The sequence below is a fragment of the Paenibacillus sp. FSL R7-0312 genome (assembly GCF_038004445.1).
Lineage (GTDB): Bacteria > Bacillota > Bacilli > Paenibacillales > Paenibacillaceae > Paenibacillus_AQ.
The window spans coordinates 3,899,106-3,922,070 of the sequence record NZ_JBBORE010000001.1; the positions used below are offsets into that span (position 1 = coordinate 3,899,106).

Annotated in this window: 21 protein-coding genes; 19 read left to right on the forward strand and 2 right to left on the reverse strand. The window is 53.7% G+C overall.

The features are described from left to right. Nucleotides 1–38 precede the first annotated feature (38 nt). Nucleotides 39–674, forward strand: coding sequence for a stage II sporulation protein M (spoIIM, locus tag MKX70_RS16955; protein ID WP_340784508.1), 636 nt, complete (start codon nt 39–41; stop codon nt 672–674). A gap of 138 nt (nt 675–812) precedes the next feature. Here the strand turns inward: spoIIM and MKX70_RS16960 are convergent, their stop codons facing one another. Then, nucleotides 813–1,049, reverse strand: a complete 237-nt coding sequence (locus MKX70_RS16960) for a hypothetical protein (protein WP_156123251.1) — start codon at nt 1,047–1,049, stop codon at nt 813–815. A 612-nt stretch (nt 1,050–1,661) separates the two neighbouring features. Between MKX70_RS16960 and fur the strand changes: the two genes are divergently transcribed. From fur to MKX70_RS16995, 7 genes are all read left to right on the forward strand, one after another. Further along, nucleotides 1,662–2,129, forward strand: a complete 468-nt coding sequence (gene fur / locus MKX70_RS16965) for a ferric iron uptake transcriptional regulator (protein ID WP_042237788.1) — start codon at nt 1,662–1,664, stop codon at nt 2,127–2,129. A 201-nt stretch (nt 2,130–2,330) separates the two neighbouring features. Beyond that, complete coding sequence (locus MKX70_RS16970) at nt 2,331–2,564, forward strand: DUF4227 family protein (RefSeq protein ID WP_042237787.1); 234 nt, start codon at nt 2,331–2,333, stop codon at nt 2,562–2,564. A 145-nt stretch (nt 2,565–2,709) separates the two neighbouring features. After that, a complete protein-coding gene (xerD, locus tag MKX70_RS16975; RefSeq protein WP_340840391.1) occupies nt 2,710–3,603 on the forward strand; it encodes a site-specific tyrosine recombinase XerD in 894 nt (297 codons plus the stop codon). A 199-nt stretch (nt 3,604–3,802) separates the two neighbouring features. Continuing rightward, a complete protein-coding gene (gene deoB, locus MKX70_RS16980) occupies nt 3,803–4,981 on the forward strand; it encodes a phosphopentomutase (protein ID WP_042237783.1) in 1,179 nt (392 codons plus the stop codon). 243 nt (nt 4,982–5,224) lie between these two features. After that, on the forward strand, nt 5,225–6,049 hold the full coding sequence (locus tag MKX70_RS16985) for a purine-nucleoside phosphorylase (RefSeq protein WP_042237780.1): 825 nt from the start codon (nt 5,225–5,227) through the stop codon (nt 6,047–6,049). A gap of 51 nt (nt 6,050–6,100) precedes the next feature. Beyond that, nucleotides 6,101–6,964 carry a purine-nucleoside phosphorylase gene (locus MKX70_RS16990; protein WP_042237778.1) on the forward strand — a complete coding sequence of 288 codons (864 nt, stop codon included), beginning with the start codon at nt 6,101–6,103 and terminating at the stop codon, nt 6,962–6,964. Next, a complete protein-coding gene (locus MKX70_RS16995) occupies nt 6,964–8,295 on the forward strand; it encodes a pyrimidine-nucleoside phosphorylase (protein WP_340784517.1) in 1,332 nt (443 codons plus the stop codon). Before MKX70_RS16990 ends, MKX70_RS16995 begins: the two co-directional genes overlap by 1 nt. Before the next feature lie 173 nt (nt 8,296–8,468). On the opposite strand, the gene MKX70_RS17000 is transcribed toward MKX70_RS16995, so the two are convergent. Next, nucleotides 8,469–9,512, reverse strand: a complete 1,044-nt coding sequence (locus MKX70_RS17000; protein ID WP_340784520.1) for a serine hydrolase domain-containing protein — start codon at nt 9,510–9,512, stop codon at nt 8,469–8,471. A 294-nt stretch (nt 9,513–9,806) separates the two neighbouring features. Here MKX70_RS17000 and MKX70_RS17005 point away from each other — a divergent pair, with 294 nt between their 5' ends. From MKX70_RS17005 to MKX70_RS17055, 11 genes are all read left to right on the forward strand, one after another. Further along, the gene (locus MKX70_RS17005; protein ID WP_340784522.1) at nt 9,807–10,757 is read left to right on the forward strand and encodes a DUF1177 domain-containing protein; all 951 of its coding nucleotides are present in this window, start codon (nt 9,807–9,809) and stop codon (nt 10,755–10,757) included. A gap of 112 nt (nt 10,758–10,869) precedes the next feature. After that, a complete protein-coding gene (locus MKX70_RS17010) occupies nt 10,870–11,541 on the forward strand; it encodes an AroM family protein (RefSeq protein ID WP_340784524.1) in 672 nt (223 codons plus the stop codon). 16 nt (nt 11,542–11,557) lie between these two features. Further along, on the forward strand, nt 11,558–12,502 hold the full coding sequence (locus MKX70_RS17015) for an aminopeptidase (RefSeq protein ID WP_340840392.1): 945 nt from the start codon (nt 11,558–11,560) through the stop codon (nt 12,500–12,502). A 111-nt stretch (nt 12,503–12,613) separates the two neighbouring features. Then, the gene (locus MKX70_RS17020) at nt 12,614–13,267 is read left to right on the forward strand and encodes an aspartate/glutamate racemase family protein (protein ID WP_340840393.1); all 654 of its coding nucleotides are present in this window, start codon (nt 12,614–12,616) and stop codon (nt 13,265–13,267) included. Between the two features lie 766 nt (nt 13,268–14,033). Continuing rightward, nucleotides 14,034–15,560 (forward strand): PucR family transcriptional regulator, encoded by a 1,527-nt coding sequence (locus MKX70_RS17025; protein ID WP_340841674.1) that lies wholly within the window; start codon nt 14,034–14,036, stop codon nt 15,558–15,560. A gap of 254 nt (nt 15,561–15,814) precedes the next feature. After that, nucleotides 15,815–16,825: an ABC transporter permease gene (locus tag MKX70_RS17030; RefSeq protein WP_171716738.1), complete on the forward strand. Its 1,011-nt coding sequence runs from the start codon at nt 15,815–15,817 to the stop codon at nt 16,823–16,825. Nucleotides 16,826–16,855: 30 nt separating this feature from the next. Further along, on the forward strand, nt 16,856–17,755 hold the full coding sequence (locus tag MKX70_RS17035; RefSeq protein WP_042237769.1) for an ABC transporter permease: 900 nt from the start codon (nt 16,856–16,858) through the stop codon (nt 17,753–17,755). 146 nt (nt 17,756–17,901) lie between these two features. Continuing rightward, nucleotides 17,902–19,506, forward strand: coding sequence for an ABC transporter substrate-binding protein (locus tag MKX70_RS17040; protein WP_340840394.1), 1,605 nt, complete (start codon nt 17,902–17,904; stop codon nt 19,504–19,506). A gap of 144 nt (nt 19,507–19,650) precedes the next feature. Next, nucleotides 19,651–20,934: a M20 family metallopeptidase gene (locus MKX70_RS17045; RefSeq protein WP_340840395.1), complete on the forward strand. Its 1,284-nt coding sequence runs from the start codon at nt 19,651–19,653 to the stop codon at nt 20,932–20,934. 26 nt (nt 20,935–20,960) lie between these two features. Then, entirely contained in the window at nt 20,961–21,938 is a 978-nt protein-coding gene (locus MKX70_RS17050) for an ABC transporter ATP-binding protein (RefSeq protein WP_042215690.1), read from the forward strand. Beyond that, a complete protein-coding gene (locus MKX70_RS17055) occupies nt 21,935–22,897 on the forward strand; it encodes an ABC transporter ATP-binding protein (protein WP_340784541.1) in 963 nt (320 codons plus the stop codon). The genes MKX70_RS17050 and MKX70_RS17055 overlap by 4 nt, the downstream gene beginning before the upstream one ends. Nucleotides 22,898–22,965: the final 68 nt, after the last annotated feature.

Genomic DNA, 22,965 nt, shown 5'->3' on the forward strand with positions numbered 1-22,965 from the left:
ATATGGTGTAACATGTGACCGGAAAGGAGAATGTCCTGATGCGCAGTTTAAGGCTGATGATGAAGGAACAGACGCCTCTTTATATTTTTGTCGCGGTATTATTCCTGGTCGGGGTCGTATTTGGAGCGCTCATTGTCAGTGCGTTAACGCTGGATCAGCAGCAGGAGCTGGGGGATTATTTGGGCAATTTCTTCATGACCGTGGATCAACAGGGACTGCCTGCCGCGCAGGATTCGTATTGGGGGATTGCCGCATTCAATCTGAAGTGGGTCGGACTGATCTGGATCCTCGGCTTGTCGGTTATCGGACTTCCAGGGATTCTGATTCTGGATTTCCTCAAAGGCGTGCTGATCGGCTTCACCGTCGGCTGTCTGGTCAGCCAGTATTCCTGGCACGGCATGCTGTTTGCCCTGGTTTCTGTAGCCCCGCATAATCTGGTGCTGATTCCGGTGTTGCTTGTATGCAGCGCGGCAGCGATCGCCTTCTCCCTGCTGATGATCCGCAGCCGGGTGCTGGGACAACAGCGGCGTACCAAGGTGACCCGGCCTTTTGTAATGTACACCCTGCTGTCACTCGGCATGGCCCTGCTGGTTATGGGAATCTCCGGATTTGAGGCTTGGGTGACCCCGGTGATGATGAGATGGGTGACGCCGATGCTGGTAAGTATTAATTGAATATAGTAGTGTTTTTCAAAATGATCAAATGGATGCAACAAAAAACCTTCAAAACAAGGTCTCCCACTGCAATAAAAGAAACAAGAAAACCAGCAGTACAGGATATCCCATACTGCTGGTTTAATTCGTATACTCTTATTAATCAGAGTAAGCTGTAACGGTAAAGCTTTCGGGTCCGATCCGGACCGGTCCGAGGGTCGTTGTGCTAACAAATGCTGAATAGATCAATTGATTATTCTCAGGAGCAGGGACATTGAAATCAGAACCTATGACCGTGATGGGCAGCACCTGTTCATTCGTATTGGATGGCAGAGACACTTCGAGTGCGGAATAGATGATAGAATCGTTCGTAGTGGTTCCTCTAACGATGATCACGAAGATTCCAGTTGGAGGAGTACCGGCAGGTAGTAAGATAGATACGGTAGTGAAAAACTCTACCCTGATAGTCCCTGTGGGTATCACAATGTTCAATCCGACTTGTCCGTATAATTGGGGGGATAGTATAGCTGGGAAAGGAACGCCAAGAGAAGAGGCAAAGCTTGCATTTTGTGATGTGCGAGAATCTAGTAAAAGAGTCATAAAGCACCTCCTTTCTGTTTATTCAATAGCATATGCAGATCCTCACACGAATTTCTCATAGATCGTCCTTTCTATAAAAAAGGCGTTTTGATGGAAAGGCATGTTTACGTTGATTTATGTGATCCTAAGTTTAAGTTCAAATAGAGCTCTTGAAAGGCAGACACTGTTTATAGGTGATTGTTATTGTTTTTCGGATTTGATCCCAATAATTTTTGGATATATTACGAATCCGCCTTAAGGGGCTACTTTTTAAAGAGGGGATTCACATAGGTATTAATGTCATACCAATTAAGCCTATTTAAGTCTGCATACATCCTAAAACCGTTTGACTTCTCAAACTAACTCCCCCTATAATGGAAGAAGTGGCTTGAAGCCCGGTGCGGTAATTTTCCAAGGGGGAGGCAGACAATGGAAGCCCGGATAGACAAGATTAAGCAACAACTACAATCCCAAGGATACAAGCTTACACCTCAACGGGAAGCGACCTTAAGAGTTCTCCTGGAGAACGAGGATGATCATTTAAGCGCTGAAGATGTATTCATGCTGGTGAAAGAAAAGGCTCCGGAGATCGGTCTCGCCACCGTATATCGTACCCTGGAACTGCTCAGCGAGCTTCATGTCGTGGAGAAGATTAATTTCGGAGACGGTGTTGCCCGTTATGATCTGCGGACGGATACAGCGAAACATCATCATCATCATCTGATTTGTGTACAATGCGGAACCATGGATGAGATTCGTGAGGATTGGCTGGGCCCGCTGGAAGAGCGTCTTGAGAAGGATTATAATTTTACGGTGCTTGATCATAGACTTGATTTTCACGGAATTTGCCACCGCTGCAAGGATAAGAATAATGCAGACGGCAATACTCCCGAATAAGCTTATATAGAGCATGAACTCTTATACAAATGAGGAATTACCGCACAAGCTCTCCCCGGCTGAATGGCCGGAGGGGGCTTTTTAACTGATTATTCAAAGAGCAATACATAACACCGCCCTCCGGCGCATAAAGTGAAGGACGAGTTCTGCAAAGTAGAATAGTGAAGCAGATGCTGCCATAACTTTTAGGAGGTTATCCGGATGATTGTCTCCATTCCCAAAACCGTACGCCGGCTGTATTTCATGACCTTACTCGTTGCGATCAGCTGTGTGCTGTATTATGTCCTAAGCTGGATTAGTGCCTGGATCAGCCCCGCTCAGAATTATGATATTCCGGAGGGCACAGCCATCCGGGCATTTCATGATGTGAAGCAAAGCGATGATGGGCTGAGCGCAGGTCAGCGCCTGCGGTTCTACTATTGGTACGGGGAGTGAGTGCTCCGCCGGTTGCAGGAAAAAGCTAGAAGCCTGTCGAATGAATCTAGAGCATGTAAGGGACGCCCCGCGTTCTGACTGCTGCCGGACCCCAACCGCTGCAGAGTGGCATGAAGCAGCCTGAGTATGACAGGAGCGTGAATAGATGAAGTCACACTTGCAGCCGTTTATGCAGTATTTGTCCGGGGACAAGGGATTGTCTCCTAGTACGCTGGAATCCTATGGACGGGATATTTCACAGTTTCTGGAGTTTACCGAAGAACGTGGCACGGCTGCGATGGAAGAAATCAAAAGATCACATATTATGCTTTACCTCGGCGCTCTGCGCGGAGCGGGCAAGGCAACGGCAACAGTCAACCGGAATACGGTATCGCTGCGCGCCTATTTTCATTTTTTACTGAAAGAACGGCTGATCGGGCAAGACCCGACAGTGGATATGGAAACGATTAAACCGAGTAAGAAACCGCCGATGATTCTTAGTATTGAAGATATTGAACGCCTGCTGGCCGTCCCTGATGAATCTGCTCCACAGGGGATGCGCGATAAGGCGATGCTTGAGCTGCTCTATGCAACGGGTATCCGTGTTACGGAGCTAATCTCGCTGAATGTGGAGGACGTGAACACCGGGCTGAAGTTCGTCCGCTGCAGCGGCGCTTCCGGCAAGGAAAGAGTGGTGCCGCTGGGTACGCTTGCTGCGGATTGCGTGGCCCGTTATACCGCCGGAATGCGGGACAAGCTGCTCCGGGTGAACCAGGAGGAGCCGGCACTGTTCCTTAACAGTCTGGGCGGGCGGCTGACCCGTCAGGGATTTTGGAAAATAATCAAGAAATATGCGCGTGAAGCCGACATCCAGCAGGACATCACACCGCATACCCTGCGGCATTCCTTCGCCGCTCATCTGCTGGAAGGCGGGGCAGACCTGCGCTCTGTGCAGCAGATGCTGGGCCATTCCGATATTTCGACCACTCAGATTTATAGCGGAATCACCCGCAAGAATATGAAGGAAGTCTATGAGAATCACCATCCCCGGGCGAGGTAGCCACACTGTATTACGCTGGTGTAACCAGAGATAGAACGGGTAATGGGTTGGATTAGCCCGAAAAGATGCTTTTTGTGAGTAAGAAAGTTATGATGGAATCATACTGAAAGGATAGCTCCCGGGAGAGGTTCTCCCGGAGTTTCTTCCTGTTTTGAGCAGACCTTACGATTATGCAAACTACGAAGGAGTGAAGACGGCAATGTCCTCATTTAAACGCATCGGATTTATTGTTCTGGATAGTGTAGGTATCGGTGAAGCGCCGGATGCCGCTAATTTTGGAGATACAGGCTCCCATACACTGGGCCATATTCTGGAGCGGGTTCCGGGTCTAAAGCTTCCGAACCTGCAGCAGCTGGGACTGGCGAATATTGCTCCGCTGCCGCCGCTTGGACCGGTAGCTGCCCCAACAGGCTATTACGGCAAAATGCAGGAGGTTTCCGTAGGCAAGGATACGATGACCGGCCACTGGGAGCTGATGGGCCTCAAGATTGAGGTTCCTTTTAATACTTATTTTGACGGATTCCCCGCAGAGCTGATTGCGAAGTTCGAAGCGGCAACCGGACGTAAGGTGATTGGCAACAAACCGGCTTCCGGCACGGAGATTCTCGTAGAATACGGCGAAGAGCAGATGAAGACCGGCGCATGGATTGTGTATACTTCGGCAGACAGCGTTTTCCAGCTTGCCGCGCATGAAGATATCATTCCTCTGGAAGAGCTGTACAGCGCCTGCCGGATCGCCCGCGAGCTGACGATGGCTCCCGAATTCTCCGTAGGCCGTGTCATCGCCCGTCCTTATATCGGCGAACCGGGGAATTTCGTGCGTACCCCGAACCGTCATGACTACGCGGTGAAGCCGCCGGAGCCGACCGTTATGAACGCTCTGGAGGACATCGGCAAGGATGTAATCGCCGTGGGTAAAATCAATGATATCTTCACTGGCGAAGGTGTAACAGCTTCCTACCCGACGAAGAGCAATGAGCACGGCATCCAGATTACGATTGATGAGCTGCGCAAGCCGTTCAACGGATTCCTGTTCACCAATCTCGTTGATTTCGATTCCCTGTATGGCCACCGCCGTGATCCGGAAGGCTACGGCCGGGCGCTGGAAGTGTTCGATCAGGCGCTGCCTGAGCTGCTGTCCACCCTTGGAGAAGATGATCTGCTGATCATCTCGGCTGACCACGGCAATGACCCGATCCATGCCGGAACGGATCATACCCGTGAATATGTGCCGCTCCTGATCTACAGCCCGCGATTCAAGACTCCGGGTAGCCTGGGTATCCGCCAGACTTTCTCTGACGTTGCCGCTACCATCGCCGATAACTTTGGAGCGAAGGCACCGCAGTACGGGACGAGCTTTTTGTCTGAATTAATTTAATATAAATAATAAATCAAGATGAACTGAAGGATATATCTAAAAGCGAGAAGAATCGAAGGGGAAATTTGGAACTGTAGGAGCGATAGCGACCGCCTTTGTCTACGGATTTCAACCGCTAAGCGGGTCAATATTGAAGAAATCTGTAGACAACAGCGGCCGGAAGTCCAAATATCACCGTAGTGACGGCTCAGCTTTACGTTGATGACTAAAGTTCATCCCACCCACCTCAAGGAGGAACCAACCATGACCGCAGTTACCCAAAGCAATATTCAAGAAGCAGCAATATATATCAAAGACAAATGTACCGTCGCCCCCGAGATCGGGCTGATTCTCGGCTCCGGTCTCGGTGTTCTGGCCGATCTGATCACAGACGAGGTAGTCATTCCTTATCATGAAATTCCCCATTTCCCCGTATCCACTGTTGAAGGACATGAAGGTGAACTGCTGATCGGTATGATCGAAGGCCGCCGCGTGGTCATGATGAAAGGCCGCTTCCACATGTACGAAGGGTACGGACCAGAAACTACGGCATTCCCGGTGCGCGTAATGAAAGAGCTGGGCGTAACCAGCCTGCTGGTTACTAACGCTGCCGGGGGGGTCAACACCGATTTCACACCGGGTGATCTGATGCTGATTACTGACCATCTGAACCTGACAGGCCGCAATCCGCTGACCGGACCGAATGATAATGCGCTGGGCGTACGTTTCCCGGATATGTCTTCGGCTTACAGCCCGCGCCTGATCGCAGCCGCCAAAGAAGCTGCTGCAGCGCTGAACTTCGAGTTCAAGGAAGGCGTATACGCCGGTCTGCTCGGACCCAACTATGAGACTCCTGCTGAAATCGTTATGCTGCGCCGCCAAGGGGCAGATGCAGTAGGGATGTCCACGGTATCTGAGACGATTGTGGCCCGTCATGCCGGTATTGAAGTGCTTGGTATTTCCTGCATCACCAACATGGCTGCCGGAATTCTGGAACAGCCGCTGAACCATGCAGAAGTGATGGAGACAGCGGAACGTGTGCGCGAGCAATTCCTGAAGCTGGTGCTGGCTTTTATTCCGAAGATGTAGTTCCTGCTTCAAGCTATTTACAAGACAATTCATATCCGGGAGGATCAACCTATGACAACACCATCAACAGTCCCATACGGCACTCAGGTTCAAGAAGCTGCTGAATATATTCAATCCAAATTCGGTTCTTACACACCGGGCATCGGACTTATTCTAGGCTCCGGCCTTGGGGATCTGGGCGATCAGATCGAAGATGCGGTATATCTGCCTTATGAAGAAATTCCGCATTTCCCGCGTTCCACGGTAGAAGGTCATGCCGGACGGTTCGTGATCGGTAAGCTGGAAGGCAAGGATGTTATGATCATGCAGGGCCGTTTCCACTACTATGAAGGTTATGAAATGCGCAAAGTGGTGCTGCCGGTATACGTAATGGCTAAGCTTGGCGTAGGCACACTCGTAATTACCAATGCAGGCGGCGGAATGAACAGAGCGTTCAAAGCCGGCGACCTTATGCTGATTACCGACCATCTGAATATGACTGGCGACAATCCGCTGATCGGACCGAATGATCCGGAGCTGGGTGTGCGTTTCCCTGATATGTCCCGTGCCTATGACCCTGAATATATTGCGCTGGCCAAGAAGCTTGCGGGTGAAGTTAAAGGTGTGGACGGCGAAGCGCTAGTGCTGCAGGAAGGCGTATATGCCGGCATCAGCGGCCCTACCTATGAAACTCCGGCTGAACTCAAAATGCTGGCCTACCTCGGCGGCGATGCCGTTGGGATGTCCACCGTGCCGGAAGTGATCGTAGCCAGCCACAGCAAGCTTCGCGTGCTCGGCATTACCTGTATCACGGATATGGCGATCGGGGACGAGCTGGAGCCGCTGACTCATGAGCAGGTGGTAAAAGTCGCTAACCTGACCAAGCCGAAATTCATCGGCCTTGTGCGCGCCTTTGTCCGTGAGGTACAGGTATAATGCGTGCAGTTGATCTTATTCAGAAAAAAAGAGACGGCGGAGAGCTCAGCCGTGAAGAAATAGCTTTTCTGATTCAAGGCTACAGCAAAGGTGAAATTCCTGATTACCAGATTTCCGCCTGGGCGATGGCTGTCTATTTCCGCGGAATGAACGCACGGGAGACCGGTGATCTGACCCTGGAAATGGCGATGTCCGGTGACCAGGTGGATCTCAGTCCGATAGCCGGCATCAAGGTAGACAAGCATTCTACCGGTGGTGTTGGCGACAAAACGACGGTTGTTTTGGCCCCGCTTGTAGCCGCAGCCGGAGTTCCGGTGGCCAAAATGTCCGGACGCGGCCTCGGCCACACTGGCGGCACACTCGACAAGCTGGAGTCAATCACCGGATTCTCCGTGGAGATGGACCGGGAGCGATTCTTCACCCAGGTAGGGGAGATCGGCGCAGCTGTCATCGGCCAGTCCGGTAACATTACGCCTGCGGACAAGAAGTTGTACGCGCTACGTGACGTGACTGCAACCGTGGAATCCATTCCGCTGATTGCCAGCTCCGTAATGAGCAAGAAGATCGCCGCAGGTGCGGATGCCATCGTCCTTGATGTGAAGACCGGCAGCGGCGCGTTCATGAAGACGCTGGAGGATTCCATCGCACTCGCACAGGCAATGGTGGATATCGGCACGCATCTCGGCCGCAACACGGTCGCAGTGATCAGCGACATGGACCAGCCGCTGGGCTTCGGCATCGGTAATGCGCTGGAGATCAAAGAAGGCATTGAGACCTTGAACGGTCACGGGCCGAAGGATCTGCAGGAGGTCTGCCTCATTCTGGGCAGCCAGATGCTGGTGCTCGGCGGCAAGGCGAAGGACGAAGAAGAAGCGCGCTCCATTCTGCTGTCCCATATCAAAGACGGCAGTGCGCTGGACAAGTTCAAGCAGATGGTGTCTGCCCAAGGCGGCGATGCCACGCAGATTGAGTCGCCGGATACTTTGCCGGCAGCGCGCAAGTTCATCGAAGTGAAGGCGGAAGCCGCAGGGTATGTGGAGAGCATTCAGGCCGAAGAGATCGGCGTAGCGGCAATGCTGCTCGGCGCCGGACGCGAAACGAAGGAATCCGTCATCGACCTGGCCGTTGGCATTCAGCTGGCGATTAAGGTCGGCGATGCCGTAGCCGCAGGCGATACGCTTGCCGTGCTGCATGTGAATGATGCCAGTGAGAGCAAAGTGCAGGAAGCCGAAGCCAAGGTGCTGGAAGCTTACCGCATCTCCGCTCAGCCGGTTCCGCCGCAGCCACTGGTATTCGCGCTGGTGACTAAGGATGGCGTAACGCGCTACTAAACCGGGTTACCGATTCCTGATTGCTTAGCAATGAATAATGAATAGCCAAAGAAGCCCTACGACCAGTGAATTGCTGGCGTAGGGCTTTTTGTAATATGGAATTTACAGGCTTCGCAATAGAATGGTTCCTTCTCCATAAGCGTGAAAGCCTATAGTGCGCGGAAGGCCTGCTGTTACAGCTGCAGATTCTCCTCCACGGCCAGCATCATCCGGTAAGTCCCTCTACTCCGGTTGCAGAGAGCGGTGAAGGTTACGCCGCTTGCCGGATAGACTGCCGAGCGAAAGGAGACCCCGGGATCGGAGCCCATGAGATGGTATTTTAACACCCCGCCGTTTCGGATCGTAATCCACACTCCATAGCCGTAGTAAGTATCCTCATCCTCAAGAATATGCGGTGTGAGCAGCAGGGCAGTCGTCTCTGGCTGCAGCAGCTTGTGCCCGAGCAGGCATGTCCACAGCTTCTGCATATCCGCTGCCGTGACAAAAGCACCGCCATCGCCGCCGCCCACCACCGGAATGGAATAGATGTTGCTGATATTCTCTCCGGTCTCATTGTCGATATAACCGAGAGCTGTATTGGCCGGGAGGGCATCCAGGGCGAAATAACCGGAATCCTTCATCCCGCAAGGCTGGAAAATATGCTGCTCCACATAATCCGTGAAATTCATTCCGCTGACCGCTTCGACTACCAGGCTAAGCAAGATATAACCCGCATTGTTATAGTGGAAACGATCGCCGGGAGTGAATTTCATCGGCAGGGCTGCAAATAGTGCCAGGAAATCACCGGGTCGCCTGAGCGTATACATCGGTATATCCTCCCAAAGTGCTGAGAAGTCGTCCATAACCTCCTCATCGAAATAATCCGGAATGCCCGAGCTATGCGTCAGCAGCTGATGAACCGTGATCTCCGGGCTGAACAAGGGGAACTTCTGCTCATGTAAAACTTCCAGTACCTTGCCGTCAAAAGAAAGCTTGCCCTGCTCCACCAGCTGGCAGATGGCTACTGCTGTGAACAGTTTGCTGCCGGAAGCAATCCCGAAGCAGGTGTTAAGCTGATTAATCCGTTCCTCCGCTACATTGGAGTGTCCGCAAGCAGCCGCTGCGAGGGTCTGATCGTGTTGCGTAACCAGTACCGTACCCGAAAATCCGGAGAGCAGAACCTCCTGATCGATGGTTTGTTGGAGCTCTTTTTGAGGCTCAGTCTGTTCCAGCTTCATGTAGTAACCCTCTTCCATAATTTGATGATGTGTAACCTTCTTGTAATTCGCCATATGGAATAATTAACCTTTATTTATATTTCTTTATGTGATGAAACGGGGTATTTAGGGGTTTAATGGATGCCGGATGCTGCTTAAAGGCCGAAGAGTGTACCTTGCGCGTAAGGTTTATGTGCAAAGGACAAGAAAAACAACTTAGTTTTGGCAGGGCGGTACATTGTGGACGTTTCGAATTTTAAGATAGTATGAATTCAAACATCACAATCATGAGCATGCATCCGGGGAGGAATTATAATGGCACTTCATCAGACAATTACAGTTTTGAACGCACTGGACAGCGCTTATGTTAATGGTGAGCAGGTCAGGCAGTTATTCGCAGCATATCCTGCGGTTAAGGTTGAGGTTCAGAAAGTGGAAGGTGAAAAAGGCAGTACGGAATTCGTCAAAATCACCATTCCGGGCAGTCAAGGCAAGCTTGGAGGCGGCAGCGCGCCAACCTTCGGAATTGTCGGCAGACTTGGCGGAATAGGAGCGCGCCCCAGCCGGATCGGCATTGTCTCTGATGCAGACGGCGCAGTGGCGGCAATCGCTGCGGCACTGAAGCTGGCAAACATGCAGACCAAAGGAGACGTACTGCAGGGTGACGTCCTGGTTACGACGCATATTTGCCCGGATGCTCCGACACTGCCGCATGAGCCCGTTGATTTCATGGATTCCCCGGTGGATATCCTGCAGATGAATGAGCACGAGGTATTGCCGGAGATGGAAGCGATTATTTCTATTGATACGACCAAGGGCAACCGTGTGGTGAATCATAAAGGCATTGCAATCTCACCTACGGTCAAAGAAGGGTACATTCTGCGGGTCAGTGAGGATCTGCTGCGCATCATGGAAATGACGACAGGACAGTATCCGGTTACTTTTCCGGTAACTACGCAGGATATTACTCCTTACGGTAACGGACTATATCATATCAATTCCATCCTGCAGCCGGCAGTAGCGACCTCGGCTCCCGTTGTAGGGTTGGCGATTACTGCCCAGTCCATGGTGCCCGGCTGCGGTACAGGGGCTAGCCATGAGATTGATATTGCCCAGGCGGTGCGTTTTGCCATTGAGACAGCCAAAGAGTACACTCAAGGCATATGCTCTCTCTACAACGAAGCTGAATTCGCACAGATTACCGAGCTGTACGGTTCGATGAAAGTGCTGCAGACGCTGGGTAAACCGGCTGTAACCTCTCACTAGGAATAGAACGGAATAATTAGCAGGCGCTGAGCAAGGTTCAGCGCCTGCTAAATGTATACAGGCATGGGTTTGCCACGATTTCAATCCGTATAGAGAAGCGGGAGGGAGCAAGATGAGTAATAATATAGGGTTAATCACGATCGGACAAGCTCCCAGGAACGATGTTGCGCCGATTATTGAGAAGTATCTGGAAGGTAAGGCCGGACTGGTTCAGTCCGGGGTACTTGACGGATTCACTGCTGACCAGGTACGCGAATTCTATAGTCCTGGACCGGGGGAGTATGTGCTGACTACCCGCATGGCGGACGGATCAGCTGCGGTAATCTCCCGTGAGCGGATAAAGTCCGTTTTGCAGGGGAAGGTTGATGCTATGGAAGCTGCTGGAATTCAGACGATTCTGCTGGCCTGTACCGGTGTTTTTCCGGGACTTCATACGGCCAAGGCCCATCTGATTGAACCGGACCGGATTATCCCTCCGGTTGTTATGGCGATGCTTGACGGACGCCGGCTGGGGCTGATTGGTCCTCTGCCCGAGCAGGAAGAGAGCATGAATGAGAAATTCGCGGGAGCCGGAGCGCGGCTGCCGTTTGCAGCTGCTTCTCCGTATACCGGTACGGAAGCGGATTTCCGAGCGGCTGCTGAGCGCCTGCGGGACTTGGCGGATGTGATTGTGCTTGACTGTATGGGATATGTGGAGCAGCATAGACAGTGGGCGGCCTCCGCAGGAGTGCCTGCCGTGCTGTCCAATGCCCTGATGGGCAAGCTGGTAGCAGAAATGGTGTAACCGGGAGGAAACGAGAATGAGTGAGCAACGAATACTGATTAGCATGAATGTCCTTAAGGACTGTCTGGGGCTTGGCAGCGGTGAATTGCTGGCTGTAGTGGCCGATGACGACAAGCGGGAGCTTGCCGAATCCGTCTATGAAGCAGGGAAGCGGCTCGGGGCCGAATCGATGCTATTGATTATGCAGGCACGGAGCAAATCCGGCGAGGAGCCGCCGGCTCCGATTGCTGAAGCTATGGCCAAAGCGGATGTGGCGATATGCATTACGACACATTCGATGACACATACGGCGGCGCGCAAGCAGGCAGCCGCAGCGGGAACGCGGGTGGCGACCATGCCGGGCATGACAGATGACATGTTCAGCCATGGCGCGATCACTGCGGACTATGCGCAGGTGAAGACATTAACAGAGCAGGTTGCTGCGCTGCTGTCTGAGGGAAGCCAGGTGCGTGTAGTTAAAGACGGACTGAGTCTGAGCTTTTCGATTGAGGGCCGGGATGGCGTGCTCAGCACCGGATTGTATCTGAATCCGGGCGAATCGGGCAACCTGCCTTCGGGCGAGGCTTATATTGCGCCAATGGAGGGTACAGCCACCGGCCAGATTAAGGTGGACGGTTCGATTGCAGGTATTGGCGCGCTGAACAGCCCGATGGTGCTGGCGGTAGAGCAGGGCCGTTTGGTTAGTGCAGAAGGCGAGAGCGGTGACAGGCTGCTGGATATGCTTGGTCCCGGTGACGGCAGGCTCCTGGGCGAGTTCGGCATTGGTACAAACAGCAAGGCCAGAATTACAGGTGTGGTGCTGGAGGATGAGAAGGTCTACGGGACCATCCATGTCGCTTTTGGCAGCAATAATACGTTCGGCGGGGTTGTAGCGGCTGGTGTGCATATTGATGCCGTTGTGATGAAGCCGGATGTATATATTGATGATAAGCTGATTATGCGTGCAGGAGAACTGCTCTAGGCTGCGCGGTTGCTGTGTTGTTGTCAGGGTTATGGCGGTACGGGATGAAGCAAAAGTATATGGTGAGGATATTCAGAACGCAGAACAATGGCTGACCAGGGGGAGATAAGGATGCTTGGAATTATACGTGTAATCACACTGCAAGAGGAGTCTGCAATTCATTTGCACGGAGAATTGATTGAACACCGGTATGGCCTGCCGGTAATCAGCCGCTGTATTCCTGATCAGCCTCAGGGCGTATACAATGACGAGACCGAAGCAGAGTCAGTGCCGAAGATTATCAGCCTGGCCCGGGATCTTGAGCAGCAGGGCTGTACGGTCATCGGCATCAGCTGTGCCGCGGATCCCGCGCTGCTGGAAGCTAGGATGGCAGTAAATGTACCGGTTCTGGGCGCAGGCTCTTGTGCAGCCCATATGTCGCTGGCATACAGCGATAAGATTGGCGTGCTGACGATCCTGACCGAAGTGCCGCCGCTGATCCGCAGCATTCTCGGCGATGCTTACCTCGGCATGGACCGGCCTGATGGGGTAACGACCACTCTTGATTTGAGTACGCCTGCCGGACGGGCAGGCGCACTTGCCGGAGCAGCCCGGCTGGTGGAACGCGGTGCGCAGGCCATAGTCCTCGCCTGCACCGGGTTTGCCACCATCGGCCTGGCGGCGGAGCTGGAAGAACAGCTCGGCATCCGCGCGTTTGATCCGATCCTTGCGCTTGGCGCTGCGGCCGCTGCGGCTGCTTTCTTGCCTGGGGGAGTGCGGCGCTGATTGCGCTGTGCAAGATGCTAAGCAGGGATACTAGTGCAAAGTAGAGTTACTAGTGCAAAGTAGAGTTACTAGTGCAAAGTAGAGTTACTAGTGCAAAGTAGAGTTACTAGTGCAAAGTAGAGTTACTAGTGCAAAGTAGAGTTATTAGTTCAAAGTACAGATAAAGTTAAGCGTTCCTCCAGACTTCGGGTCCGGGGAACGTTTTTGGTTGTTGAACTAGTTGTTTAACAAGCTGTTGAACAAATTGAGTAACTAAATCAAGATTTTTTGTCACGTCAGCGAGCTGTTCCTGAATGAAGGAGAGTGTAAATTGAGATAAGTGGGGAGGGAGAGGAAGTGAGGAAGTGAAGGGCACTAATGCCCCTGAAACCGCCGAAAGTCGCCCGCCGCCTGAAATGAGGGGCACTAATGCCCCTGAAACCGCCGAAAGTCGCCCGCTGCCTGAAATGAGGGGCACTAATGCCCCTGAAACCGCCAGAAGTAGCCCGCCGCCTGAAATCAGGCCACAACCTCCACTAATCTTGCCGCAAGCCCCCCCTCTGCAAGCCCACTTGCTCTCTTCTCCCCTGCCAAATTAATATTTATCTGCAATTTTATATATTTTTCCTGTGGCTGGGCGGGAATGTCTGATAAACTAGCGGGAATGCGAATGTAAGCTGGTGGCCTTCGAGTGGCTACGGGGGCTTACGGGTGATACGGGTACGTACAATTGGCATATTTCAGGAAAAATCATGAAATACTGAAGACAGCAGAGGGAGGCAGAATGTTGAATACACGAGGAATTACGCTACGGGAGCTGATGGAGCTCTCTGTTCTTGGGAAAGCGAAGGTTATTAGCGGCCAGCAGGGGCTGGACCGGGTAGTCCGGTTCGTAGATATTATGGAGGTTCCGGATCTGAAGGGCTGGATCAGTGAAGGCGTCATGCTGCTGACTACGGCGTATTCCATCCGCCATGATCCTTCGCTGCTGACTGAGCTGATCTATACACTCGACAATCTGGGTGCAGCGGCGCTGGCGATTAAGCCGGCCCGCTTCCTGAAGGAAATTCCCCAAGGAGCGATCGAGGCCAGCAATGCCTGCGGTCTGCCTATTGTGGAGATCCCGCCGGAGATTCCGTATACGGATATTACCCAGCCGGTGATGGAGCTGCTGCTCGGACGGCAGGCAATGTTGCTGCGCCGTGCGGAGGAGGTCTACCGCACGCTGACAACAATGGTGCTGGAGAACAGCGGCATTCAGGCGGTCAGCGATAATGTGGCGGATTTCCTGAAAGCACCGGTTGCGCTTGTGGATACGGAGCGGAAGATCATCGTATCCTCGCCGGCTGATTTCGACTGGTCACAGAGCCATGCTCCGCTGAACTGGAATATCCATGTGGACCGGCGGACGGTAGCCAGACTGTTGGTGGATAAAGAGCAGCTGGATGATATGGAGGAAGTGGGCATAGAGCAGGCCAGGCTTGTCTTCGCTCTGGAGCTGATGCGGCGCAAGGTCGCTGAGGATACCGAATTCCGGCTGCGCGGCAACTTCATCGATGAGCTGCTGACTCCGCCGCTGCCTTCGCGGCATGAGGTGGAGCGGCGGGCACGCCAGCTCGGGATGAATCCCGAGCATAAGTGGGAGGTTGCTGTAATCGAAGGGGAGACAGCGCCGAGTGAGGAAACGGTGAACCGGCTGCTGGAGCGGGAAGCGAAGAAACGCGGAGTTACACCCCACGTAGAATACCGCTCCAGCCGGGCTGTGCTGTTCCTGCCCACGCAGGAGGGCCGTAAATTCACGCCGGGCGGAGATGCACAGGAGCCCTGGGAGAAGACGCTGGAGGGCTGGCTGAAGGACAAAAGCGAAGGTCTCAGCAGCTACAGAAGCGGAATTGGCACCTCGGAATACCTGTGGGACATCCACACCAGCTACAACGAAGCGCGCAAAGCCTTGTCTATCTCCAGAAGGCTCGGACAAGGGACAGGCGGTGTCACCCGCTATGAAGAGATGGAGGTATACCACTTGCTGGAGGGCCTTGGCGGTCCGGGCTTCGAGCGGCTGTTCGAGCGTAAGCTGGGTAAGCTGCTGAAATACGACCAGGAGCATGACAGTAATATGATGCTGACGTTCTATCATTACCTGGAGTGCCGGGGCAGCCTGATTGAGACGGCGAACAGTCTATACATCCACCGCAACTCGGTCAAATACCGGCTGGAGCGGATCCGCGATATTACCGGCTTCGATCTGAATGATCCGCGCGAGCAGTTTGTCTGCCATTTGTGCCTGATTTACTACTACCTGCAGGAAAAATAGGCGGGACTGGAACTTTTATGGAATTGTATGTTAGGAAAGATTACATATAGAGGTGTTGATAGTGCACAATCGACAAACGGTTGTGCTTTTTTTTAGCTGAACGGGACGTAGAGTGGTGGTCAAATTCTATGTAGAATTAGCACAACTACTAAAGAGGACAAGGAAACCGCACAGTACCTGACATGGGAAGCGCGTTTCCGTCAACAAGAATGTCACAGCATGGATGGCATAGAAGCCGTAAGGGGGTTGATTCATTGTTTGCTTACACATTAAAAAGACTTGTGCAGATGATTCCAGCCTTGCTAGGTATTATCGTCATCACCTTCATTCTCTCAAGAGTGCTGCCGGGTGACCCGGCGATCATGCTGGCCGGAGAGCAGGCTCCGGAGGAGATTGTGGACAAGATCCGTCAGGATATGGGGCTCGACAAGCCGCTGTATATCCAGTTCTTCACTTACATCGGCCAATTGCTGCAAGGCAATATCGGCTATGCGTATCACACCGGACATACGGTAGCCAGCGATTTGGCTTCGCGGTTCCCGGCCACCATTGAGCTGACCCTGGCCAGCATTCTGATCGCGGTTCTGGTGGCGATTCCCGTCGGGATTGTCGCAGCTACCCGCAAAGAATCGTTTCTGGATCACATTTCACGGGTGTTCTCGCTGATAGGTGCATGCGTGCCGATTTTCTGGCTGGGCCTGATGTTCATTTACGTCTTTTATTCCATCCTCGGCTGGGCACCGGCACCGATGGGACGGATCAGCGGAGACTTGAATCCGCCGGTGCATATCACCGGGCTGTATGTTCTGGACAGCATTCTCTCAGGTGATACCGCTGCACTCAAAAGCAGCCTCTCGCATCTGCTGCTTCCGGCTATCTGCCTCAGTACCGGCACGATGGCGATCATCGCCCGGATGACCCGTTCCAGCATGCTGGAGGTCGTGGATCAGGACTTTGTCCGCACCGCCCGGGCCAAAGGGCTGCGGGAATCAGCCGTCATCTACAAGCATGCGCTCGTCAATGCACTAATACCAACCTTGACCGTTCTCGGTCTGCAATTCGGCTTTTTGATGGGCGGCGCGGTCATTACGGAAACGATCTTCTCCTGGCCGGGAATCGGCGGCTATGTCACTGACTCCATTCTGGCTGCGGATTATGCGCCGATTCAAGCCTTTACTCTGGTCAGCGCAGTGCTCTACTGCGGAATTAACCTGGCGGTAGACCTGATCTATGGCTTCATTGACCCGAGAATCCGCTATGAATAGAACAGCATGTGTGAGAGGAGGAGATTGCTTGTGAGCACTGCAGCACATTCAGCACAGGGCAGTCCGGCCAAACCTGCTGCGGCGGTAAAACCCAAAACGTTGTTGTCCCTGCTGCTGCATAACCGTCTGGCTGCCCTGGGGCTAACCTTTATTCTGATCTGGACCGTGGTAGCCATTATCGCACCCTGGCTTGCACCGCATGATCCTTATGTAACGGATATGGCGAACAAACTCCAGGCGCCTTCAGGCAGCCACTGGTTCGGAACCGATAACTTCGGGCGTGATATTCTCAGCCGGGTACTGTACGGTGCGCGGATCAGTATCTGGACCGGCCTGATCGCCGTCTCGATTTCCTTTGTCATCGGTGTGCCGCTCGGCGGAATTGCCGCTTACTATGGCGGCCGTACCGGCACCATCATCATGCGGCTGATGGATGTACTATTGTCCTTCCCGTCACTGGTCTTGTCCATGGCGATTGCCGCTTCGATTGGTGCAGGTCTCAGCAGTGCGATGATCGCCGTGGGGATTGTCGGCATCCCGGAATTTGCCCGGCTGATGTTCGGGCAGACCGTCTCGCTCCGTGAGAAGGAGTATATAGAAGCCAGCCGGGCGATCGGCGTGAAGAATACAGTCATCCTGTACCGCCACATCCTGCCGAACGCCCTGGCTCCACTGATGGTTCAGGCTACGCTCGGGATGGGCTTCGCCATCTTGACCGCTTCCAGTCTCAGCTTCCTCGGGCTTGGCGTCAGACCCCCGATTGCCGAATGGGGAGCGATGATTTCTGAAGGCCGGGAATACATTATTTCCGGGCAATGGTGGCTGGTTACTTTTCCAGGGTTGTCCATTGCCACTTCCATCTTAGGCTTTAACCTGCTCGGAGACGGTTTCCGGGACGTTCTTGATCCGCGGTTGCGTTCGGGTAAATAAGGCGGAGCAGGGGATCACTCCTCCGAAGCTCCGCAGTATCCCGGTAAATATAGATCACAGCTTGCCGGAGCTGTTGCGGCAGGGTGATCACAAGCAGCACCAGTATTACCAGTGCAGGCAGGATATAGAAAAGGGAGGAACTACTGATGAAAAGAGTTAAATTATTGTCCACACTCGTCGCTTTTTCAGTCATGCTTGCCGGATGCGCCAGCAGCGCCAATCCGCAGACACCTGCTGCCACTACAGCAGCTTCAGGAACTACAGGGACGGCTGCTCCTGCTGCCAAGTCAAATCTCACGGTTGCTTATTCCGAGGGCGGCACTACGCTCGACCCCGCAGAAGCTAACGATTTGACCTCCGATACACTCGTGCTTGCCGCTTATGATCAGCTGGTCACCTACGGCATCAAAACCGAAAATGGCGCAAGCATCGCCAACACTGAAGACATTCAGCCCATGCTGGCAGAGAGCTGGGAAGTGAACGCCGATAACACGGTGTACACCTTCAAGCTGAAATCCGGCGTGAGCTTCCAGAGCGGCAATCCGGTGGATGCCGAGGCGGTTGCGTATTCTTTTGACCGCGTGGCTAAATCAAGCTCCGGCAGCTTCCTCTACGGAATGGCGGCGATCAAGACAGTTACAGTCAAAGACGCTTCCACAGTTGAAATCACACTGACTAATGCCAATCATAATTTCCTGCAGATTCTCGCGATGTACACCTTCTCTATCGTGGATCAAAAGACTGTAGAAGCGCAGGGTGCTGACTACCTCAAAACGAATGCTGCAGGTTCCGGCCCGTTCACGCTTGAGAAGTGGGACCCGGCGACCGAAGCGGTCTTCACCGCTAATGAGAGCTACTGGCAGGGTGCGCCTAACCTCAGCAAAGTAACCCTGAAATTCACCAAAGAAGCCTCTAACCGCGTACTGCTGCTGGATAAGGGCGATGTAGATATGGCGATCGAGATTCCTCCGAAGGATGTTGCCTCCCTGAAGAGCAACACGGATCTGACCGTCGCCTCCAATGCGAGCAACCGGATTCTGTTCTTCGCAATGAACAACAAGGTTAAACCGTTTGACAATGTAAAAGTCCGTCAGGCGATCAACTATGCGATTCCTTATGAGGAGCTGCTGAGCGGGGTAATGTACGGCCAGGCCAAGCAGATGAAGAGCTCTGTGGCGAGCAACACGCCGGGCTTCACCGATGCAGGCTACGTTTACGAGCACAACCTGGATAAAGCTAAAGAGCTGCTGACAGAAGCCGGCTATCCGGACGGATTTACCTTTGACTTCACACTCGGTTCAGGGTTCGATGACTGGGAGGATGATGCGGTCCTGATTCAGGCAGAACTGGCCAAAATCGGTGTAACCATGAACATCAACAAGCTGGCCCGCGCCCAGTTCCTCGAGCAGCAGAAGACCAATAATCTCACTTCTTATATCTCCAAATGGACATCATTCGTCAATGATCCAGGCTACCACCTCGGCTTCCTGCTCTATGGCAAAGGCTCCTCCAACTACATCAACTACTCGAACGCTGAAGTAGACAAGCTGTGGGATGAAGCGAACCTGGAGACAGACGCAGCGAAACGGACGGCACTGTATGAGCAGGCGCAGGAAATCATTACGACCGAAGCGCCTTGGGCTTATCTGTACGAGTACAACCGTATTGTCGGCATGAGCAACAAGATCAGCGGCTACGCCTTCTACCCGGATGAAGTCATTCGTTTCTATCCGCTTTCGATTACAGAATAAGCAGGTTTGGCAAAAAATGCTGAAACGGTACCGTCCTAACAAGGACGGTACAGCCGTTTCTGCTTGCTCTTTTTATATAATTCATAAAAACCTCGCGCCAGCCTCAGTGCAGGCAGCAGGGAATGCAAAGGAGAATTACAAACCATGATTGACTGGAAAAGCAAGGTGCTGGAAGCGATAGATGCTGAGCAGGATCAGCTGCTGGAGCTGTGCTCACAGCTGATCCGCTTCCCCTCGGAGAATCCGCCTGGAGATTCGCGCGAGATCAGCGCCTTTATCATTGATTATTTGAAGCAGGCCGGCATTGATACAAGTATCCATCCGGCAACCGATACGATGCTGAATCTGGTGTCTACACTGGGTACAGGGGCTGAACAGCCGTCCGGCAAAAACCTGATCTTCTGCGGACATACGGATGTCGTGCCTGCCGGAGACCGATCGCGCTGGGATTTCGATCCGTTCTGCGGAGATATCGTTGACGGCTATCTGCTGGGCAGAGGGGCCTCCGATATGAAAGCCGGCCTGGCCGGGCTGATCTATGTGACAGCGCTGCTGTCAAAGCTGGGCGTTCCGCTGGGAGGTGACTTGTCCCTCCTGATCGTGCCGGACGAAGAAACCGGCGGCCACCTGGGTGTGCCTTGGGTGCTGGAACGCGGCTTGATCAGCGGAACGGCTGCGGTGATCGCCGAGCCTTCCGGTCCGCTGAACCCGACGATCGGGCAAAAGGGCAGCTGCTGGTTCGAATTCACCGTCGAAGGCACGCCGGGCCACGGCAGCCTGTCGCCGGTTGTCGGCGACAGCGCGATTGTCAAAGCAGCCAAGGGCATCGAGGCCTTGCAGCGTCTCTGGGATATCAAAGTCGATATTCCAGATGAAGTGAAGGAGATCATCCGCATCTCGCAGGATTATGTGAAGGAGCGCGAACAGGACGGCTCGATCGCCTATCAGGTATTCGATCATGTGACGGTGAATATCGGAACGATCCAGGGCGGAACCAAAGTAAATGTGGTGGCGGACCGCTGCACGATCCAGGTCGATTCCCGTGTACCGTTCGGCGTAGACTACCGTGATGTGCTTGACCGTGCCCGTTCCCTGCTGCTGGAGGCAGGCATTGAGTCCGAAGTGAAGGGCTTCGGCTTCCAGGGCAATGCCAACTGGACCTCGAATGAGGAGCCGGTCGTCAGTGACCTGGTGGAGAGCATCTGTGAAGTCAGCGGGGAAGAAGCTTACGGGGTGCTACAATGGGCGTCCAGTGATGCCCGCCATTTCCGGACGCATAACATACCTGTACTGCAATACGGCCCGGCTGAGCTGTCAACGATTCATAACTTTAACGAGAAGGCACCGGTCTGGCAGATCATCCAATGTGCGAAAGTATATGCCCTGACGGCACTTAAATATCTGGGCGTGGAAGATACAGAGAACTGAATGATTAATTTGTGGGAGGGGCAATTATGACAGAACTGCTGGAAGTATCAGGGCTATGCACCGAATTTCAGACAGCGGCAGGCACGATCCGCGCGGTGGACGGCATCAGTCTGTCAGTGCGCAAAGGTGAGACGCTGGGGATTGTCGGCGAATCCGGCTGCGGCAAAAGTATCACCTCCCTGTCGATCATGCAGCTTCTGCCCAAACGGATTAGCCGGATTGCCTCCGGCCACATCAGGTTTGAGGGCAAGGATATGCTGGAGATGTCGATGAAGGAGGTGCGGGGTATCCGGGGCAACCGGATTGCGATGATTTTTCAGGAGCCGATGACCTCGCTGAATCCGGTATTTAAGATCGGCCGCCAGATTTCTGAATCTGCGCGCTACCATTTGAAGCTGAGCAAGAAGGAAGCGGCGGAGCGGGCGGTGGAGATGCTGCGCAAGGTTGGGATTCCCCGGCCGGAAAAGATCGCGCAGCAGTATGCCCATCAGCTCTCCGGAGGCATGCGCCAGCGGGTAATGATCGCGATGGCGATGGTCTGCAATCCCCAGCTGCTGATTGCGGATGAGCCTACAACGGCACTGGACGTAACCATTCAGGCACAGATCCTTGATCTGATGCGCGAGCTGCAGGAGAAGGAGGGCATGTCCATTCTGATGATTACGCATGATCTTGGCGTAGTGGCCGAGATGTGTGACCGGGTCGTCATTATGTATGCCGGTCAGATCGTGGAAGAGACGGATGTAGCTACCTTGTACAGCAATCCGCTGCATCCGTATACCCGGGGGCTGCTGGCTTCCCTGCCTCAGCTTGCGGGTGATGAGGACCGGCTCAGCTCCATCCCGGGCCAGGTGCCGAATCCGGCTAACCTGCCGTCCGGGTGCCGGTTCGCGCCGCGCTGTCCGGTTGCTGTAGAGCGCTGCAGTGAGAAGCTTCCGGAGCTGCTTGAGGTGCAGCCGGGCCACACATGCCGCTGTATTCTGCAGCAGGAGGGAGTCATATGAGCACAATCCTTGAAGTCCGCAACCTGAAGAAGCATTATCCGATCCGCAAAGGCTTCTTCTCCAAGCAGGTCGGTGCTGTAAAAGCCGTAGATGGAATTACGTTATCCGTACAGCAGGGGGAGACGCTTGCGGTGGTCGGTGAATCCGGCTGCGGCAAATCCACCACCGGCCGGGCCATCCTGCGGCTGATTGAGCCGACGGAAGGCGAGATTATGTTTAACGGCACCGATGTGCGCGCTCTGAGTACTGAACAGCTGCGCAGGTTCCGTACCGATATGCAAATGGTGTTCCAGGACCCTTATGCTTCACTCGACCCGCGCTGGACCGTCCAGCGTATACTGGAGGAGCCGCTTCGTACACACGAGTCCGCTCCGGCCAGTGAGCTCAAAAGCCGGGTAGAGCAGCTGATGGAGGTGGTGGGCTTGTCCCCCTATCAAGCCCACCGCTTTCCCCATGAATTCTCCGGCGGCCAGCGGCAGCGGATCGGGATTGCCCGGGCGCTTGCACTGAATCCTAAGTTCATTGTCTGTGACGAGCCGGTATCTGCACTGGATGTCTCTATCCAGGCCCAGGTGCTGAATCTGATGCAGGATCTGCAGGAGCAATACGGCCTTACCTATATGTTCATTTCCCATGACCTGTCCGTTGTGAAATTTATCAGTGACCGCGTGGCAGTGATGTACCTCGGACGGATCGTCGAGCTGGCACCGACGGGGTCACTGTTCGCGAAGCCGCTGCATCCCTATACGCAGGCGCTGATGTCGGCAGTCCCAGTGCCGAGTCCGGGAGTGAAGAAGCAGCGGATTGTCCTGACCGGTGACGTTCCGAATCCGGAGACGCCGCCGAGCGGCTGCGCCTTCCATCCGCGTTGCCCCTATGCCATGGACCGCTGCAAGAGTGAGGCTCCGGTGCTGCGCGAGCTGGACTCTGGCCACCAGGTCTCCTGCCATTTGTATTAATGCATATAATGTAGAGTTAAGGGCCATCCGGCAGCGGGTGGCCCTTGCTGTGCGCGGGTGAGAGTCAG